Annotated in this window: 14 protein-coding genes; 10 read left to right on the top strand and 4 right to left on the bottom strand. The window is 65.9% G+C overall.

The features are described from left to right. Window positions 1-61 precede the first annotated feature (61 nt). Window positions 62-601: a peptide deformylase gene (def, locus tag ACPEE1_RS16020; RefSeq protein WP_116925040.1), complete on the top strand. Its 540-nt coding sequence runs from the start codon at window positions 62-64 to the stop codon at window positions 599-601. A 19-nt stretch (window positions 602-620) separates the two neighbouring features. Here def and ACPEE1_RS16015 read toward each other — a convergent pair whose 3' ends face one another. Beyond that, complete coding sequence (locus ACPEE1_RS16015) at window positions 621-3,239, bottom strand: [protein-PII] uridylyltransferase (RefSeq protein ID WP_116925041.1); 2,619 nt, start codon at window positions 3,237-3,239, stop codon at window positions 621-623. Between the two features lie 222 nt (window positions 3,240-3,461). Beyond that, window positions 3,462-4,277, bottom strand: coding sequence for a type I methionyl aminopeptidase (gene map, locus ACPEE1_RS16010; protein ID WP_021024879.1), 816 nt, complete (start codon window positions 4,275-4,277; stop codon window positions 3,462-3,464). 182 nt (window positions 4,278-4,459) lie between these two features. On the opposite strand from map, the gene purL reads away from it, so the two are divergent. Next, window positions 4,460-8,470: a phosphoribosylformylglycinamidine synthase gene (gene purL / locus ACPEE1_RS16005; RefSeq protein ID WP_182345332.1), complete on the top strand. Its 4,011-nt coding sequence runs from the start codon at window positions 4,460-4,462 to the stop codon at window positions 8,468-8,470. A 68-nt stretch (window positions 8,471-8,538) separates the two neighbouring features. Here purL and ACPEE1_RS16000 read toward each other — a convergent pair whose 3' ends face one another. Together ACPEE1_RS16000 and ACPEE1_RS15995 are read right to left on the bottom strand one after the other, a co-directional pair. Then, window positions 8,539-9,240, bottom strand: coding sequence for a glutathione S-transferase family protein (locus ACPEE1_RS16000; RefSeq protein ID WP_116925044.1), 702 nt, complete (start codon window positions 9,238-9,240; stop codon window positions 8,539-8,541). A gap of 3 nt (window positions 9,241-9,243) precedes the next feature. Next, window positions 9,244-10,032 (bottom strand): SDR family NAD(P)-dependent oxidoreductase, encoded by a 789-nt coding sequence (locus ACPEE1_RS15995; protein WP_423933852.1) that lies wholly within the window; start codon window positions 10,030-10,032, stop codon window positions 9,244-9,246. Window positions 10,033-10,374: 342 nt separating this feature from the next. Between ACPEE1_RS15995 and ACPEE1_RS15990 the strand changes: the two genes are divergently transcribed. From ACPEE1_RS15990 to ACPEE1_RS15955, 8 genes are all read left to right on the top strand, one after another. Beyond that, a complete protein-coding gene (locus ACPEE1_RS15990; protein WP_182345334.1) occupies window positions 10,375-10,950 on the top strand; it encodes a sigma-70 family RNA polymerase sigma factor in 576 nt (191 codons plus the stop codon). An 18-nt stretch (window positions 10,951-10,968) separates the two neighbouring features. Continuing rightward, a complete protein-coding gene (locus ACPEE1_RS15985; protein WP_423933848.1) occupies window positions 10,969-11,769 on the top strand; it encodes an anti-sigma factor in 801 nt (266 codons plus the stop codon). Window positions 11,770-11,990: 221 nt separating this feature from the next. Then, window positions 11,991-13,304, top strand: coding sequence for a sigma-70 family RNA polymerase sigma factor (locus tag ACPEE1_RS15980; RefSeq protein ID WP_423933845.1), 1,314 nt, complete (start codon window positions 11,991-11,993; stop codon window positions 13,302-13,304). Between the two features lie 105 nt (window positions 13,305-13,409). Then, on the top strand, window positions 13,410-15,776 hold the full coding sequence (locus tag ACPEE1_RS15975; protein ID WP_423933842.1) for a TonB-dependent siderophore receptor: 2,367 nt from the start codon (window positions 13,410-13,412) through the stop codon (window positions 15,774-15,776). A gap of 120 nt (window positions 15,777-15,896) precedes the next feature. Beyond that, complete coding sequence (locus ACPEE1_RS15970; RefSeq protein ID WP_423936462.1) at window positions 15,897-16,622, top strand: cobalt ABC transporter substrate-binding protein; 726 nt, start codon at window positions 15,897-15,899, stop codon at window positions 16,620-16,622. Then, window positions 16,619-16,945, top strand: coding sequence for a DUF3649 domain-containing protein (locus ACPEE1_RS15965; RefSeq protein WP_021027639.1), 327 nt, complete (start codon window positions 16,619-16,621; stop codon window positions 16,943-16,945). The genes ACPEE1_RS15970 and ACPEE1_RS15965 overlap by 4 nt, the downstream gene beginning before the upstream one ends. After that, window positions 16,942-18,738 (top strand): PepSY-associated TM helix domain-containing protein, encoded by a 1,797-nt coding sequence (locus ACPEE1_RS15960; RefSeq protein ID WP_423933839.1) that lies wholly within the window; start codon window positions 16,942-16,944, stop codon window positions 18,736-18,738. Before ACPEE1_RS15965 ends, ACPEE1_RS15960 begins: the two co-directional genes overlap by 4 nt. After that, entirely contained in the window at window positions 18,735-19,022 is a 288-nt protein-coding gene (locus ACPEE1_RS15955) for a DUF3325 domain-containing protein (RefSeq protein ID WP_116925050.1), read from the top strand. The genes ACPEE1_RS15960 and ACPEE1_RS15955 overlap by 4 nt, the downstream gene beginning before the upstream one ends. The last annotated feature ends 48 nt before the right edge of the window (window positions 19,023-19,070 follow it).

The raw sequence follows: 19,070 nt of genomic DNA, 5'->3' as shown, positions 1-19,070 counted from the left end.
GCCGGTGCTTTGGGTGGCAAAAGGCGCCAGACGGGCTTGCGCGCTGCGCTACCATGCCGGCATGGCGATCTATCCAATCTTGAAAATGGGCGATGCCCGTTTGCTGCGCACCGCGCAGCCCGTGACCGAATTTGACACCGATGCGCTGCACCAGCTCGTGCAGGACCTGCTTGACACCATGCGCGACGCCAACGGCGCGGGCCTGGCGGCGCCGCAGATCGGGGTGGATCTGCAGGTGGTGTTCTTTGGCTCGCCCGAGCGCAACCCGCGCTACCCGGACCGCCCGCTGGTGCCGCCCACGGTGCTGATCAACCCGGTGATCACGCCCTTGTCGGACGAGGAAGAAGACGACTGGGAGGGGTGCCTGTCGGTGCCGGGGCTGCGCGGCATGGTGCCGCGCTGGCGCAAGATCCGCTACACCGGCTTTGACCAGTATGGCGACCCGATTGACCGCGAGGCCGAGGGCTTCCATGCCCGGGTGGTGCAGCATGAATGCGACCACCTCTGGGGCAAGCTCTACCCGATGCGGGTGCGCGATTTCAGCCAGTTCGGTTTTACCGAGATTTTGTTTCCCGGCATCAGCGCGGCCGAGGACGACTGAGCCGGGTTCGCCTTAACGGTCAACCGGCCGCGCCGCTGCCCGTCGCGGCCAGTGCCCAGAGCAGCTCGGTCTCGATCGCGATCTGGCTCACATTGTTTTGCAGCTCCGGGCCCTGCAGCAAAAAGCTGTCTTCCACGCGCTCGCCCAAGGTGCTGATCTTGGCCAGCTCGACACTCAGCTGGTGGCGGGCCAGGATGCGTGCCACGGTGTAGAGCAGGCCTGCGCGGTCTGCCGCCGAGATGGACAGCAGCCAGCGCTGGCCTTTGTCATCGGGGCGCAGCAGCACGCGCGGCGCCACCGGAAAGCTCTTGACCCGGCGCGAGACGCGGCGCTGCGCGGGCTCGGGCAGCGGCTGGGCGGCCACCAGCACGCGCGTGAGCTCGCTCTCGACCAGGTTGATCAGCTCGCGGTAGCTTTGCGGTGCATCGGTCGCCACCACCTGGAAGGTATCGAGCGCATAGCGGTTAAGGGCGGTGTGCACGCGCGCGTCCAGAATCGAAAAGCCCGCCTGGTCAAAATAGCTGCAGATGCGGGCAAACAGATCGGGCTGGTCGGGCGCATACACCATCACCTGCAGGCCTTCGCCGGCCAGCGACTGGCGCGCGCGCACCAAGGTGGCCTTGCTGCCCACGGCGCGTGACAGGTGGCGCGTGTGCCAGGCGATATCGGCGGCCTCGTGGCGCAGAAAATAATCGAGGCCCAGCGTATCCCACAGCGCTTTTTGTGATTCATGGGGCTGGGCCGACAGCGCCAGCAGCACCAGCGCTTCGCGCTTGCGGATTTCCACCTGCGCGGCCACATCGGGTGCCCGCCCGCCCAGCACACGCAGCGTCGAGCGGTACAGGTCTTCGAGCAGCTTGCCTTTCCAGGCATTCCAGACCTTGGGGCTGGTGCCGCGGATATCGGCGACGGTGAGCAGGTAGAGGGCAGTGAGCCGGCGCTCATTGCCCATGCGCTGGGCAAAGGCGGTGATCACCTCGGGGTCGGACGTATCCTGCTTTTGCGCGACCTGGCTCATCGTCAGGTGCTCGCGCACCAGAAACTCGACCAGCTGCCGGTCTTCCTTGGCAATCTGGTGGTCGCGGCAAAAACGCTTGACTTCCAGCGCGCCGATCTCCGAATGGTCGCCACCCCGGCCCTTGCCGATGTCGTGGAACAGGGCGGCCAGGTACAGAATCCAGGGCTTGTCCCAGCCAGCGGCCAGCTGGGAGCAGAACGGGTACTCATGCGCATGCTCGGCCATGAAAAAGCGCCGCACATTGCGCAGCACCATCAGGATGTGCTGGTCCACCGTGTAGACATGGAACAGGTCGTGCTGCATCTGGCCCACGATGCGGCGGAACGGCCAGAGGTAGCGGCCCAGCACCGAGGTCTGGTTGAGCAGCCGCATCGCATGGGTGATGCCATGGGGCTGCTGCAGAATCTGCATGAAGGTGGCGCGGTTGACCGGGTCACGACGGAACTGGGCATCCATCAGCTGGCGCGCATGGTAGAGCGCGCGGAAGGTACGGGCCGACAGGTCCTTCAAGCCCGGCTCGGTCTCGTAGAGCAAGAAGGTGCGCAAGATCGCATGCGGGTTGCGCTGGTAGACCTCGTCGTCGGCCACCTCAATGAGGCCGGCCTTGTCGTAGAACTCGTCATCGATGCGGCGCAAGGTGTGGTTGCCCGGGTGCAGGCGCTCGTCCATGTTCAGCATCAGGATCTGCGTGAGCTGGGCCACCGCCTTGGCAGCCCAGTAGTAGCGCTTCATCAGCTCCTCGCTGGCGCGCTTGGGAAAGCGCTGGCCAGCTGGCGTGATGGTCTTGAAGCCAAAGGACTCGGCCACCGGCGTTTGCAGGTCGAACACCAGCCGGTCCTCACGGCGCCGGGCCACAATGTGCAGCCGCGCGCGGATGAGGCAGATCAGGTCCTCGTTGCGCTGCAGGTTGCGCACCTCGTAGACGGTGGCCAGCCCCTTGTCGGCCAGCTCCTTCCAGCGGCTGCCCAGACCGGTAGCACGGCCCAGCCACAGGATCAGTTGCAGATCGCGCAGGCCGCCGGGCGACTCCTTGCAATTGGGCTCGAGCGCATAGACGGTGTTTTCGTACTTGTTGTGGCGCTGCTGCATCTCCAGCACCTTGGCCACGACAAAGGCATCGGGCTTGATGGACTGGGCCAGCGCCGCCTGGAACAGGTGGTAGAGGCGGGGCGAGCCGATGATGCGGCGCGACTCCAGCAGCGCCGTCTGCACCGTCACATCGGCCTGGGCTTCGCTGATGCACTGGCTGATGGTGCGCACGCTCGAGCCAATTTCCAGCCCGGCGTCCCAGCACGAGCCGATGAACTGCTCGATCGCGGTGCGCAATTCAATGTCCTGCTCCGGATCGGTGCCTTCGGGCAGCAGCAGCAGCACATCGATATCGGAATAGGGAAACAGCTTGCCCCGGCCAAAGCCGCCCACCCCCACCAGGTTCAGGCGGCCGGGCAGGCCGGCCAGGTGCCAGAGGTCGCGCAGCAGCCCATCGGCCAGCTGCGAGAGCTTGCGCAGCTGGGTCTGTATGCCCCGGGTGCTGCTGCCCCCGGCCATGATGTCATCAAACAGGGCGCTGCGTTGCGCCTGGTACTGCTCGCGCAGCTGCGGAATGCGAGGATCGTTCATGGTGCCTAACTATGCTGTCGTTGGCAGTGTGCCATAGCAATCAACAGCAGCTGCGAGTAAGCACTTTCCATGCCACTACGCACCAAATGGGGGCATGGCGGAGGCGGGACTGCCAGAAACGACCAAGGCGGCATGCTGGTTGCAATGCCGCCTTGGTGTGGGCTGGTGCCGGGCAGACCCGGCACGCGCGCAGCGATTTATTCGTGCCGGATCAGCACCCGATCAGCACTTGGTGCTGGTCACAAAGCTGGGCGGCGTGGGCGAGCCCTCCGACCAGGTCAGCACTTCATAGCCGGTGTCGGTCACCAGCACTTCGACTTCCCACTGGGCCGAGAGGCTGTGGTCCTTGGTGATGACGGTCCAGCCGTCATTGCCCAGGTCCTTGATGTCCTTCTTGCCCAGGTTGAGCATGGGCTCGATCGTGAAGATCATGCCGGTCTTGAGCTCGACGCCGGTGCCCGGGCGGCCGTAATGCAGCACCTGGGGCTCGTCGTGGAACACCTTGCCGATGCCGTGGCCGCAATACTCGCGCACGACCGACAGGCCCTGGCCTTCGGCAAACTTCTGGATCGCATGGCCGATATCGCCCAGGTGGGCGCCATTCTTGACCTGCACGATGCCATGCCACATGGCTTCAAAGGTCAGCTGGCACAGGCGCTTGCCCGCAATCGTGCCTTCGCCGATCACGAACATGCGGCTGTTGTCACCAAAATAGCCTTCGGGCGTGATGATGGTCACGTCCACATTGACGATGTCGCCCTTCTTGAGCGGTTTGTCATTGGGGATGCCGTGGCAGACCACATGGTTGACCGACGTGCAGACATAGGCCGGGTAGGGCGTCATGCCTGGCGGCTGGTAGCCCAGGCAGGCCGATTTGGTGCCTTGCTTTTCCATCGCCTCGGCGCACAGCAGATCGATTTGCTTGGTGGTGATACCCGGTTGGATGTGGGGGGTGATGTAGTCCAAGACCTCCGAGGCCAGGCGGCCTGCGATGCGCATCTGCGCAATATCGTCTTCGGTATTGATTTTGATCGTCATAGCCCACGATTATCCCACTGCTGCCATTGGCCTGTTTTCCATGCGGCTACGTGTCCTGGCGCGGCACAGTAGAATCCCGGGTTATCCCGCCCTTGTCATGGTGCTGCCACGGTCCGCCCGTAGCAGTGGGCAAGGCGCATGCGTGCTTTCTTCCCATCCTCCTAGTCCACATAGGCTGCCACGTGACACTGCACCTGACTCAGCTACCAGGCGGTAACGCCCTCAGCTCCTTCCGCGCCCAACAACTGCAGACCGCATTGACGGCGATCCATCCAAAGATAACGGGCATTGCTGCCCGTTTTGTGCATCTGGTGGCCACCGAGCAGCCCCTGGCGGGTGCCCAGGCCGAGCGCGTAGCGGCCCTGCTGACCTATGGCGACCCCTATGAAGGCGGCAGCGACGGCCTGGCCTTCATCGTCACCCCGCGCATGGGCACCATCTCGCCCTGGGCTTCCAAGGCCACCGACATTGCCCGCAACTGCGGCCTGGCGCTGTTCCGCATCGAGCGCCTGACCGAGTACCGGATCGAGCTCAAGGCCGGCCTGCTGGGTGGCAAGCCCGAGCTGAGCGCCGAGCAGACCGCGCAGATCGCCGCACTGCTGCACGACCGCATGACCGAGTCGGTCTTCGCCACCCGCGCCGAAGCCGAGCAGCTGTTCTCCGCACTGCAAGCCCAGCCGATGGAGTTTGTCGATGTGCTGGGCGGCGGCCGCAGCGCGCTGGAAAAAGCCAACAAGCAATGGGGCCTGGCGCTGGCCGACGACGAGATCGAGTACCTGGAAAACGCCTTCAAGGGCCTGGCGCGCAACCCCAGCGATGTCGAGCTGATGATGTTTGCCCAGGCGAACTCCGAGCACTGCCGCCACAAGATCTTCAACGCCAAGTTCACCATCGATGGCGTGGCGCAGGACAAGAGCCTGTTTGGCATGATCCGCCACACCGAGGCGGTATCGCCCCAACACACCGTCGTTGCCTATTCGGACAATGCCTCCATCATGGAAGGCCACCAGGTCGAGCGCTTTGTCGCGCCGTTCAACACCCAGGCCGATGCCGTGACTGCGCCCAGCTACCAAAAGCACAGCGCCACCAGCCATGTGCTGATGAAGGTCGAGACCCACAACCACCCCACAGCCATCTCGCCTTTCCCCGGCGCCTCCACCGGCGCGGGCGGTGAGATCCGTGACGAAGGCGCGACCGGCCGGGGCTCCAAGCCCAAGGCGGGCCTTACTGGTTTCACCGTCTCCAAGCTCTGGGGCAGCGAGGTCGGCAAGCCCGAGCACATCGCCAGCCCGCTGCAGATCATGATCGAAGGCCCGCTGGGCGGCGCCGCGTTCAACAACGAATTCGGCCGCCCCAACCTGACCGGCTACTTCCGCGAGTACGAGCAGCAAGTCGGTGACATCACCCGTGGCTACCACAAGCCCATCATGATCGCCGGTGGCCTGGGCGTGATCGATGCCGAGCAGACCCAGAAGATCCTCTTCCCGGCTGGCACCTTGCTGATCCAGCTGGGCGGCCCGGGCATGCGCATCGGCATGGGCGGGGGTGCTGCCAGCTCCATGGCCAGCGGCACCAACGCGGCCGAGCTGGACTTTGACTCGGTGCAGCGCGGCAACCCCGAGATCGAGCGCCGTGCGCAAGAGGTCATCAACCACTGCTGGCAGCAGGGCGCGGCCAACCCCATCCTGGCGATCCACGACGTGGGCGCCGGTGGCCTGTCCAACGCTTTTCCCGAGCTGACCAATGACGCCGGCCGTGGCGCCCGCTTTGACCTGCGCAAGGTCAACCTCGAAGAATCGGGCCTGGCTCCGAAGGAAATCTGGTCCAACGAAAGCCAGGAGCGCTATGTGATGGCGATTGCGCCCGAGTCGCTGGCGCAGTTCACGGCGTTTTGCGAGCGCGAGCGCTGCCCGTTTGCCGTCATCGGCACGGCCACCGAAGAGCGCCAGCTGGTGCTCGAAGACCCGGCTGCGACCGCGGACGACCAGAAATTCCCGGTCGATATGCCGATGGACGTGCTGCTGGGCAAGCCGCCCAAGATGCACAAGGATGTGCAGACTGTGGCACGCAGCCTGCCGGCCATCGACCTGACCGGCGTGCCGCTGGAAAAGGCCGTGATCGACGTGCTGGCCCACCCCACGGTAGCCTCCAAGCGCTTCCTGGTCACCATTGGTGACCGCGCCGTCGGCGGCCTGACCCACCGCGACCAGATGGTCGGCCCTTGGCAGGTGCCGGTGGCCGACGTGGCCGTGACCCTGGCCGATTTCCAGGGCTTCAAGGGCGAAGCGATGGCGATGGGCGAGCGCACGCCGCTGGCAGCGATCAATGCTCCCGCCTCGGGCCGCATGGCGGTGGCCGAGGCCATCACCAATATGCTGGCAGCGCCCATTGCGCTGTCCAAGGTCAAGATGTCGGCCAACTGGATGGCCGCCTGCGGCGAGCCCGGGGAAGACGCCGACCTGTACGCCACCGTCAAGGCCGTGGGCATGGAGCTGTGCCCGCAGCTGAACATCTCCATCCCCGTGGGCAAGGACAGCCTGTCGATGCGCACGCAGTGGAGCGAGGGCGGCCAGACCAAGAAGGTCACCTCGCCCGTCAGCCTGATCATCACCGGCTTTGCCTCCATCGATGATGTGCGCAGCACCTTGACGCCCCAGCTGGACGCCAACGAGCCCGACACCACCTTGGTGCTGGTTGATCTGTCGCGCGGCAAGATGCGCATGGGTGGCTCGATCCTGGGCCAGGTGCTGGGCCAAAGCGGCAATGAAACGCCGGACCTGGACGAGGCCAAGGACCTGATTGCACTCGTTGACGCCGTCAACGCGCTGCGCGCCCAGGGCAAGATCCTGGCCTACCACGACAAGGGCGACGGCGGCCTGCTGGCCACCGTGGCCGAAATGGCCTTTGCCGGCCATGTCGGCGTGGCACTGAATGTGGACATGCTGATCACCGAAGGCGATGGCATCTCCGACAGCCGCATGGACAGCGGCGAAGGCAAGAACTGGGGCGCCCAGGTATCGGGCCGCCGCGAAGACCTGACTTTGCGCGCGCTGTTCAACGAAGAGCTGGGCGTGGTGCTGCAGGTCAAGACCAGCGACAGCGCCGAGGTGCTGCAGACGCTGCGCGAGCACGGCCTGTCCACCTGCAGCCACATCGTGGGCAAGACGCGTCCGGCCTCGTCCAGCATGGACATGGGCAAGGGCGAGCTGCAGGTCTGGCGCGATGCCAAGAAGGTGTTTGGCGCCAGCCTGAGCGATCTGCACCAGGTCTGGGATGCCGTGAGCTGGAAGATTGCCCAGCAGCGCGACAACCCCGCTTGTGCCGACAGCGAGCACGCTTCGGTAGGTGTGCCGTCTGACCCGGGCATGCATGTGCACCTGACCTTCGACCCGCAAGAGGTGGTGGCAGCCCCCTATGTGAACGTGGCAGCCAAGCCCCGCGTGGCGGTGCTGCGCGAGCAGGGCGTCAACTCCCACGTGGAGATGGCCTACGCCTTTGGCGAAGCCGGCTTTGAAGCGGTGGACGTGCACATGACCGACCTGCAGACGGGCCGTGCCCAGCTGCGTGACTTTGCCGGTATCGTCGCCTGCGGCGGCTTCAGCTATGGTGACACCCTGGGCGCCGGCATTGGCTGGGCCCGCTCCATCACCTTCAACGAGCCGCTGTCCGAGCAGTTCCAGGCCTTCTTCAGCCGCAAGGACACGTTCGGCCTGGGCGTCTGCAATGGCTGCCAGATGTTTGCCGAACTGGCCGATATCATCCCCGGTGCGCAAGACTGGCCACGCTTTACGCAAAACCAGAGCAACCGCTTCGAGGCGCGCCTGTCGATGGTCGAAGTGCTGGACTCGCCCAGCCTGTTCCTGCAAGGCATGGCTGGCTCGCGCCTGCCGATCGCCGTGGCCCATGGCGAAGGCTATGCCAACTTCCGCTTCCGTGGCAACGCCGATGCGGTGATCGCCGCGATGCGCTATGTGGACAACCACGGCCAGGCGACCGAGCAGTACCCGTTCAACCCGAACGGCTCGGCCGGCGGCCTGACCGCTGTGACCACCGCCGATGGCCGCTTTACCGCGATGATGCCGCACCCCGAGCGCGTGTTCCGCAACGTGCAGATGAGCTGGACCGACGGCGACCGTTCGGCCCACAGCCCCTGGATGCGCGTCTGGCGCAATGCCCGCCACTGGCTGGGCTGATCTGCGCAACGCCCATGACGAAGGCCCTGCACTGCAGGGCCTTTTTTCATGCGCCGCGGTTCAGTGGCTCAGAGCTTCATCACCACCGGGCCGCCCTTGGCAATGGCGCGCTGGTAGGCTTCGCGGGCCTGCATGCGCTGGCGGTAGGCATGCAGATGCGGCCAGTCGGCGGCATTGGCGCAGCGCGCCAGCGCGGCCTCGACGGCAAAGCCCATCTGAAAATCGGCCATCGTCAGGTGATCGCCGGCAAACCAGGGCTGGTGAGCCAAGTGGTGGTTCATATAGGCCATCGCCGCCTCCATGTGCGGCGCGATCAGCTGCTTGTGCACCTGCTGGCGCAGGCCGCGCAGCACCGGGCGCACGACGGGGCGCAGCAGCAGCGGCAAGCGCTTGGCCGCGATGCTGTCAAACACCAGCTGCAGCAGCAGCCAGTTCATCAGCGAGCCCTCGGCAAAATGCATCCAGTAGCGGCACTGCAGGTGCTCGGGGCTGCTGCGCGGCGGATCGAGGTGGGCCATGTCGGGCGGCGCCCAGGCGCCATAGCGCTCGGCCAGGTACTCGATGATGGCGCCGGATTCTGCAATCACCAGGCCCCGGTCGCAGAGGATGGGTGAGAGGCCCAGCGGGTGGATGCGCTTGAGCGCCGGCGGCGCTAGGCGCGTCTTGGCATCGCGCGGGTAGGTCTCCAGCGCATAGGGCAGGTTCAGCTCTTCGAGCAGCCACAGCACGCGCTGCGAGCGTGAGGTTTCCAGGTGGTGAAGGGTCAGCATGCTTCAGTTTCCTTGCAAGCGGCGCACCCAGGCCACCAGACCGGATGCCGTCGATTTGTAGCCGGGGCGCCAGCTCAGCCGGGAGCGCCAGGGCACGCCCAGCAGAAAGTGGCCCCGGGCCCAGCCCTTAAGCATCGCGCTGGCCGCCTGCTCTGGCTGCGGCCAGACTGGCAGGCTGGCGGGGTGAGGCTCGGTGAAGAAGGCATCGCTCAGGCCGGGTTTGAGCACGGCCAGGCTGACGCCTACGCCCTGAGGCACCAGCTCGAGTTGCAAGGTCTCGGCCAGGTTGATGAGTGCCGCCTGGCTGGGCCCATAGGCCAGGTTGCCCGGCAGACCCCGCAGGCCGGCCACACTGGCCACCAGGCTCAGATGCGGTTGGCGCCCGGCGCGCGCCGCTGCCAGCAGGTGGGGCGTGACGGCCGCGATCAAATGCAAGGCCCCGGTCAGATTGACCTCGCGGTGCTGCAGCAAGCTGTTGAGGTCCAGGTCATCGGCCCGCATGGTCTGCCGCTCGCCTGCGCAGTAGCAGACCAGGTCCAGCGGCCCGTCCTCCAGCAGCTGCTGCACGGCGCTGACGACCGCGTCGAGGTCCGTGACATCCAGCGGCAGCGGCAGACAGCCCGGGTGCTGCTCGGCGAAGCTGTCCAACACCTCCTGCCGGCGCGCGGACACGATCACGCGCGCGCCTGCGGCATGCAGCTGCTCGGCCAGCGCCAGACCGATGCCCGAGCTGGCGCCCACCAGCCAGACACGCAAGCCGTACCAGCGCGCAATGGGGGTGTTCAGTGGCATGGCTGCCTCCTGGCGCTGGCGCATGGGCACGATGGCTGGTAGGCGATGGTGGTGGTGGCGGTTGTCATAGGGTGTTCCGGTTGTCCGACCCTGTCTGGGCAAGGTCTACGCTTAGCACTACGCACCAGCAGGAGATTTGGATTCAATGCGCCGATTATTTTTTTGCATCGTTTTTTGCATCCAATGGAGGGCTTGCTGCGTATAGCGGCCAGATGCATGAAAGTTTTGGACGTGAGCGACCGCTGACCGCTAAGAGATTGGAGGGTTTGCCCGAGGCGCTTGCTGCTTGGCAGTAATACAACGGATACACCGGCTGCGCAGGCTTGGCTCCACAATGCTGGCATGCGCACACCTACCACTGACACTGAACTGATGCTTTTGTTAGACCGCATAGCCGCCCGCGAGGACAAGGCGCTCCGGCTTTTGTACGACGAGACCGCGTCCCGGCTGTATGGCCTGGCGCTGCGCATTCTGGGCAACCAAGCCTGGGCCGAGGATGTGCTGCAGGACAGTTTTGTCGCCATCTGGCGTAACGCGGGCAGTTACCGCGATTCGCTCAGCCCGCCGCTGGCCTGGATGGGGATGCTCGTGCGCAGCAGGGCACTGGATTTTCTGCGCCGGCGCAAGGCCGAGCGGCTGGACCAGCATGCGCTGGTCGATGACATGGATGACTTGCCGCAGGGCGACGATGCACAAGGCCCCATGCAATCGGTGGAAGCCAGCGAGCAGGCGACGGTGTTGCACCAATGCATGGAGCGGCTGCAGCAGGCCCAGCGCCAGGTGGTGAGCCTGGCCTATTTGCGAGATTTGAGCCACAGCGAGCTGGCCAGCCACTTCCAGCTGCCGCTGGGCACCGTTAAAACCTGGATGCGCCGCAGTCTGGAGCAGCTGCGCAAGTGCATGGCCCGCCACGTGTAGGCGCAAAGGAGTGCTCTGATGAATCTGGTACAACACCCTGAACTGCTCGACCGGCTCGCTGCGGCCTATGCGCTGGGCACCTTGCGCGCCGGCGCCCGCCGCCGCTTTGAGCAGATGGCCCGCGCCCACCCGCAGGTGCGCTCGGCCGCCATGCTGTGGCAGGGCCGCTGGTCGGCGCTGTCCGAGCTGCAGTCGCCCGTGCAACCCGATGCCGCCGTCTGGACCCGCATCCAGAACCTGGTCGATGCCGACCAGGCTGGAATAGCGCTGGAGCGGCAGCGCGCTGCTGCCAACGCCCGCAGCCCCAAGGCGCTGGCCTGGTGGCGCTCGCTGGCGCTGACTGGCGCCGTGGCCACCGTCGCTGCCGTCGCCGTTGGCCTGTATGCGCAGCAAAGCCTGCAACGCAGCGCAGGCCAGCAGCTGGCCGCCTTGCAGACGAAGCTGCAAAAGACCCAAACCGCGTTGCAGGCCGCCCCCCAGGTGCAGTATGTCGCGGTGCTGGCCGATGGCAAGGCGCAGGCTTCCATGCTGGTGACCTTTGACGCCCGGCAGGGCCAGCTGGTGCTGCAGCGCGTGGGCGGCTACCAGGAGGCCGCCGACCGGTCACTGCAGCTGTGGGCCTTGCCCGCGCAGGGCGCACCGCAGTCGCTGGGCGTCATGGGCGAGGGGCGCCTGGCGCAACTGCAGGCCCAGCTGGCCCAAGTGCAGGCTGTCCCCGCGCTGGCGGTCAGCCTGGAGCCCAAGGGCGGCGTGCCCAGCGAGACGGGTCCGACCGGGCCGGTTTTGTTCAGCGGGGCTTTGATCAAGCGCGATTTGTAAGTGGTTTTTACCCGTCCCCACGCTCTGTAGCTGGCGCTACAGGGCGTTTTTTATGGTGTCTTTCATAGCGGGAAACGGTTGCGCTGGCAGCAGTAACCGCCTCCACGGGCGGGCGATTTAACACCCTGTTTTCAAAGAGAATTTATATAACAAATGAGATCTATTCTCATTCGTAATATACTAGCGCGCCTTGTCCTCTTTACTGCTCGCCCGTCCCCGCCATGTCCGCCCTCCCGTTGGAAGCCTTTCGCGATAGCTATCGCGAGCTGATCGCCTTTGTGGCACGCCGTACCGGCAGCCGCCAATCGGCGCAGGACATCGTGCATGACGCCTGGCTGCGCGTGGTGGAAGCGGGGCCCATGGCGCAAAGCCAGCACCCGGCGCCACGCGCCTATCTGTACACGGTGGCCGAGCATCTGGTGATCGACCACCTGCGCCGGGCCGCGCGCAGCTCCGAGCGTTTTGACAGCGCAGCCCATGACGGCGCGGCCGGAGTGCAGGCGCTGGGCCAGGATGTGGCCGAGGCCAGCCTGCGGCGCGAGGCGCTGGTGGCGGTCGATGCCGCCATTGCCGCCTTGCCCGAGCGCTGCCGCCGCATGTTCCTGGCCGACCGGCTCGATGGCGAATCGCAGGCGGCGATTGCCGCTGCGCACGGCGTCTCGGTCAAGACAGTGGAGCGCGAGATCATGCGCGCCATGGATGCGATTGAAGCGGCCCTGCACGAATGGCGCGGCGATGGCGTCGTGCAGGCGCTGCCACGCAAGGGCCGGCGCCGCGCGCTGTCTGCCTTGCTCGGTGTGGCAGGGCTGGGCGCCAGCGGCAGCCTGGCCTGGCGCTTGTACCAAAGCCAGGTGGTGACCTGGCAGATCCAGCTGGGCACCGCTACCGGCCGCCAGCTGAACCAGGCCTTGCCCGATGGCAGCAGCATTGCGCTGGATGCGCAGACCCGCCTGGATGTGCGCTACTACGGCAGCCGCCGCTATGTGCAAATGCACCATGGCGCGGCCTTCTTCAGCGTGGCGCGCAATGCCGATGCGCCCTTTATCGTCGATGCCGGCCCGGCCCGCATCACCGTGCTGGGCACCCGGTTTGAAGTGGCCCTCGATAACCAGGGTGGGCTACGCGTAGCCGTGGAAGAGGGCCGGGTGCGCGTGCAAGAGCGCGGCAGCGATGGCGATCTGGCCGATGCCGGCGATGGCTGGGAGCTGACGGGCAGCCAGAGCCTGGACTGGCAGCCAGGCCAGCCGCCCCGGCACGACAGCAGCGCGGAAGAGGTGGCGGCCTGGCGCAATGGCTGGCTGGATTTCCGCCACGAGCCGCTGAGCCTGGCGGTGCAGCGCCTGGCCCGATACTGCCCCGTGCCCCTGCAGGTGGCGCCCGATGCCGAGCATTTGACGATTTTTGGCCGGGTGCGCATTGCCGATGCCCGCGCCTGGCTGCAACTGCTGCCGCGCAGCCTGCCAGTGGTGGTGCGCGAAGAAGGCCAGGGCACAGCGCGCCGCATCACGATTGCACGGCGCAAGGCGCAGAGTTGAGCGATGGCGCGCATGCACTATGGGCCGGTAGACGGTCATTTAAAAATACTTGCGCTGGCGTTGAGGGAAAACTGCGTCTCGTTCGTATTACCTCTTGTGAACCACATGAGGAAAGTACCCAACGCTATGTCGCACCCCTGCAAACGCCACCTGATCGCCCTGGCCATTTCCGCCTTGGCTGGCGCGGCCTCGGCCGCTGATTTTGATATTTCTGCCCAGCCGCTCGACAGCGCGCTGGCCCAGCTGGCCCGCCAGGCCGGCCTGCAACTGATGGCGCCACCGGCGCTGGTGCAAGGGCGCCCCGGCGCCGCCGTCAAGGGCAGCATGAGCGCCCAGGATGCCGTGCGCCAGCTGCTGCGCAACACCAACCTGGTGGCCCGCATCGAAGGCACAACCCTGGTCATCGACAACGGCCAGACCGCGGGTGAAGTGGCCTTGAACCCGGTGGTGGTGACGGCACCCGCCACGCGCGCCGGTGACCGCCCCGAGGCCTATGCCGGTGGCAAGCAGGCGCGCGGCAGCCGCATTGGCATGCTGGGCGACCAGGATGTGATGGATACGCCTTTCTCCACCGTGGCGTACACCGCAGAAGCGGTGGCCGACCAGCAGGCACGCACCTTGGGTGAGGTGCTGGCCAACGACGCCTCGGTGCGCCTGACCACCGCCTCGCAGGGCTTTAGCGAAGACATCCAGGTGCGCGGCTTTGGCATCAGCGGTGGCGATGTGGGCCTCAACGGTCTCTATGGCCTGACTTCGGCGAGCCGCGTGCCGGCCGAGATTCTGAAGCGTGCCGAGCTGCTCAAGGGCCCGGGCGCGATGGTGGGCGGCATGCCGCCGGGCGGCAGCATTGGCGGCGCCATCAATGTGCAGACCAAGCGCGCGGGCGATGATCCGCTCAACCGCGTGGGCCTGCAGTACCTGGGCCGCGCGCAGTTTGGCAGCAGCGTCGATATCTCGCGCCGCTTTGGCGAGAACAAAGAGTGGGGCGTGCGCGTCAATGGCGCAGCGCGCGGTGGCGAGGCCAGCATCCGTGGTGGCGACCAGAAGCTGGGCGTGGGCGCAATCGCGGTCGACTACCGGGGCAGCAATCTGCGCTGGTCGCTCGACGCCTATGCGCAGCGCGAAGAGATGGAAGATTTCCGCCCGCAGATCGGCTTCAACCCGGCGCTCACGTCCTTGCCCAAGCCGCCCAATTCGCGCAGCAACTGGTTCCCCGATACCGATCTGTCGCTGGACGACAAGGTCATCGCCTCGCGCCTGGAGGTCGATCTGAGCGACCAGGTCATGGCGTTTGCCGGCATCGGCTACCGCAAGGGCAAGGCCCAGCAGATCTTCCCGACCACGACCACGTCGATGAATGCGGCTGGCGACTTCACGGTGCGCAGCAGCTTCTATGACTCCTACAGCGAGACCATCAGCGCCGATGTGGGGCTGCGTGCCAAGTTCGCGACCGCGGGCATCAAGCATGCGCTGGTGGTCAGCGCTACCGATCTGCGCCAGGAATCCGGCAACGCCTATGTGGCGGGTCTGACCACGTCGCCCTCGAACATCTACAACCCCGCGCCGCTGCCGCCGGTCGAAGGCGCGCGCACCGAGCCCAACAAGGCCTCCAAGGCGCACAACTACGGCATTGCGGTGACGGACACCTTGGCGTTGGCCGATGACCGCCTGCTGCTGACGCTGGGCCTGCGCCGCCAGACGGTGGACCTGCGCAACTTCAGCACCGCCACCGGCGCGCAGACCAGCCGCTACGCCAAGAGCGCAACCACGCCGCTGGTCGGCCTGGTGGTCAAGGCCAATGACCAGGTCTCCGTCTACGGCAACTACACGGCTGGCCTCTCGCGCGGTGCCACGGCGCCCAACACGGCCGTCAATGCCGGCGAGGTGTTTCCTCCGTTCAAGTCCAAGCAGTACGAAGCGGGCGTGAAGGTGGACTGGGGCCGCTTCATGACGACGGCCAGCCTGTTCCAGATCAGCCGCCCCAACAGCATGACCGACCCGAGCACCAACATCTACAGCTTTGATGGTGAGCAGCGCAACCGGGGCCTGGAGCTGGCCGCCTATGGCGAGCTGCAGCGCGGTCTGCGCTTGATGGGGGGCCTCACCTTCAACCGCGCCAAGGTCACCAAGGCGGCGCAGTACCAGGGCAACGATGCCTACGGCGTGCCCAAGCTCAATGCCAACCTGGGTGCCGACTGGGATGTGCCCGGCGCGCAGGGCCTGTCGGTCAACGGCCGTGTGATCCGTACCGGCTCGGCCTGGGCCAGCAATGCCAACACCCTCAAGCTCTCGGGCTGGACCCGCTTTGACGTGGGCGCGCGCTACCGCACCCAGGTCAGCGGCAAGGCGGTGGTGCTGCGTGCCAATGTCGAGAACCTGACGGGCAAGAACGTCTGGTTGATCAGCGGCAACAACTACCTGACCTTGAGCGCGCCGCGTACCGTGGTGCTGTCGGCAACGGTTGATTTTTGAGAACCTGCGGGTGGTCTCCGCGCAGTGGCGTAGAGACCGTCCACCGGTTCTGGGGAGTGGGCTGCGGGAGCGCACAAGGCGCCTGCAGCATGTTTATCAAAATAGGAGAGAGAGCATATGTTGAAGAAATCCCTGTCTGCCCTGAGCCTGACCGTGCTGGCCATGTCCGCCCAAGCCCACCAGGTCTGGCTCGAGCCCGCCGGTGCAGACAACGCCGTGGTGCTGCGCTTTGGCGAGTTTGGCGACAACCTGCGCGAAGCGTCCCCCGGTCTGCTGGACCATTTTGGCAAGCCCCAGGGCAGGCTGATCAATGCCAAGGGCGAAGAGAAGGCCGCTGCCGGCAACAAGACCGCCAATGGCTTTGCGCTGCCTTTCAGCGTTCAGGCGGGCGAATCCATCGTGGCGGAGGACGCGAACTACCCGCTGTCCAAGTTCAAGCGTGATGGCAAGGATGTCACCAACTGGTACCACCCCGCTGCACGCCTGGTCACCGGCTTTGCCGCGCAAAAGCCCAAGCTGGCACTGGACCTGACCCCGACCGGCAAGGACGGTGAGTTCAAGGCCACGTTCAAGGGCCAGCCGCTGGCCAAGACCCAGGTCGCGCTGGTCACCCAATCGGGCTGGATGAAAGAGGGCCACACCGATGCCCAAGGCCTGGTGCATTTCGACCTGCCATGGCAAGGCCAGTATGTGGCCGAGATCAAGCACAACGACCGCACGCCCGGCGAGCGCGCTGGCGAGAAGTACGACGGCGTGAGCTACGTGACCTCGGTCACCTATGTGAAGCCGGACGGCGTGGCCCCTGTGGCGGCTGGCCCCGTGGCAACGCCTAACCCGGCCAAATGACCAGCCAGGCGCTGAGCGGCGCCTTGCGCGCCGCGCTGGCCAAGGCCTGCCGGGTTGGCCCGCTGCTCTCGCGCATCGTTGCCGCCATTGGCGGCGGCTATGCGCTGGCGGCGGTGGCCAGCGTGGCGGTGCTGGCCTTGCCCATGGCCAAACCCCAGGCGGTGCTCGCCGGCACCATGGCCAGCTTTCTGGTCTACACCGGCGCGGTGATCTGGGTGTTTGCCGTGCGTTCGGCCACCCGTGCCTGGGTGGGGCTGCTGCTGGCCGCAATACCGCTGCTGCTGGCCGCCTGGCCGGTATGGAATGGAGTGACTCCGGCATGACTGCCATTGATAAAAAAGATAGCAAACCGAGCAAGCCAGCCGTGCGCGGCATCCGCCAGACCATGTCCGACCTGCATATCTGGGCCGGGCTGCTGGTGGGCTGGATTCTGTATGCGATGTTTCTCACCGGCACGGTGAGCTACTTCAAGGAAGAGATTTCGCAGTGGATGCGGCCCGAGCTGGCCCACCAGGCCGTGGTGCCCGATGCCGCCGAGGTGGCCCCGCGTGTGGCGCAGGTGCTGGAGCAAGTGGCCCCTGGCAGCAACCAGTGGAGCCTGGCCATGCCCGATGCGCGCAACAACGTCGTGAGCGCGTTCTGGCGTATTGCCAAGCCCGAAAAGGGCGAGCGCGGCTTTGGCAGCGCGGTGTTCGATCCGCAGACCGGCCAGAAGGTGGCCGGCCGCGAGACCGTGGGCGGTGAGTTCTTCTACCGTTTCCATTTTCAGTTCCACTACATGCCCGTGCTCTGGGCGCGCTGGCTGGCGAGTTTTTGCGCCATGTTCATGCTGGTGGCCATTGTCAGCGGCGTGATCACCCACAAGAAGATCTTTGTCGACTTCTTCACCTTCCGCTGGGGCAAGGGCCAGCGCTCCTGGCTCGATGCGCACAATGCGCTGTCGGTCTTTGGGCTGCCTTTCCACGCGATGATCACCTACACCGGCCTGGTCACGCTGATGGCGATGACCATGCCCTGGGCCAGCAGCGCTGCCTTCAAGACCCAGGCCGAGCGCCAGGCCATGCAAAGTGAGTTGAGCACCTTTATCCCCGCCGGCAAACCCAGTGGCGAGGCCGCGCCGCTGGCCCCCTTGGGCGATATGGTGCGCCAGGCCCAGCAGCGCTGGGGCGAGGACCGCATTGGCCGCGTCACCGTCAACAACGCAGGCGATGCATCGGCGCGCGTGATCGTCACCTATGGCGATTTCGAGCGCGTGTCGATCAGCCCCAAATACATGCTGTTCGAGGGCAGCACGGGCAAGCTGCTCGAGGTCAAGGACCAGGTCGGCGCGGCGGCCGAGACGCGTGGCGTGCTCTATGCCTTGCACCTGGGCCGCTTTGGCGATACCACCGTGCGCTGGCTCTACTTTCTCACCAGCTTGGCAGGCACGGCCATGGTCGGCACCGGCCTGGTGATGTGGACCGTCAAGCGCCGCACCAAGCTGCCCCATCCGGACAAGCCTTACTTTGGCTTCTGGCTGGTGGAGCGCCTGAACATTGCTGCGATTGCGGGCCTGAGCATCGGCATGGCCGCCATGCTCTGGGCCAACCGCCTGCTGCCGCTGGGCATGGAAAAACGCAGTGACTGGGAGATCCACTGGTTCTTCATCCTCTGGGGTGCCAGCCTGGTCTGGGCCATGCTGCGGCCTGCCAAGCGCGCCTGGGTGGAGCTGCTCTGGGCCGGTTGCGCGGCGCTGGCCTTGCTGCCGGTCCTCAATGTGCTGACCACCGACCGCCCGCTGTGGCGCAGCCTGATCGAGGGTGACTGGGTGTTCAGCGGGCTGGAGCTGACCTTGCTGGCGCTCGCTGCGCTGCATGCCTGGCTGGCGGTGCGCACCTGGCGCCACCAACCCAAGCGCAAGCCGCAGCGCCAGGCAGCGCCACGGCAAGCGCCTGCCGCCCGAGATGCTGACACGGGCGCGGTGGCCGCCAATGCGGTGGCCGTCAATACGGTGGCCGTCAATACGGTGGCCGTCAATACGGTGGCCGTCAATACGGTGGCCGTCAATACGGTGGCCGCCAGCGCGGTGGCCGCCAACGCTGCCATTGCCACCGATCTGCAGGAGGCCCGGCCATGAATCACCTTGCCATTCAGCTGGTGTCGCTGCCAGCGTTTGCACTGCTGGCGCTGGCCATGGACCGCCACCAGCTCGACCTGTTGGGCCGTGAACTACCAGCTGGCCAAACCCGGGGCCTGCGCCTGGCCGGCTGGCTGGCGCTGCTGGCCTCGCTGGCGATAGCCGTGGGGCTCAAGGGTTGGTCGCTGGGCCTGGTGACCTGGTGCGGCCATATCTCGCTCAGCGCCGCCATCGTCATCCTCACGATGGTGGCCTGGGAACGCCGCAAATCTGTAAAAAAGTGAGACGCCAGGCGGGTCGCAGGCCTGTCTTGCATCATTTCGTCTTGCGCC

This window comes from Comamonas sp. 23, from assembly GCF_049601575.1.
Classification (GTDB): domain Bacteria; phylum Pseudomonadota; class Gammaproteobacteria; order Burkholderiales; family Burkholderiaceae_C; genus Comamonas; species Comamonas squillarum.
This window is presented reverse-complemented; position numbering and strand designations above follow the sequence as displayed.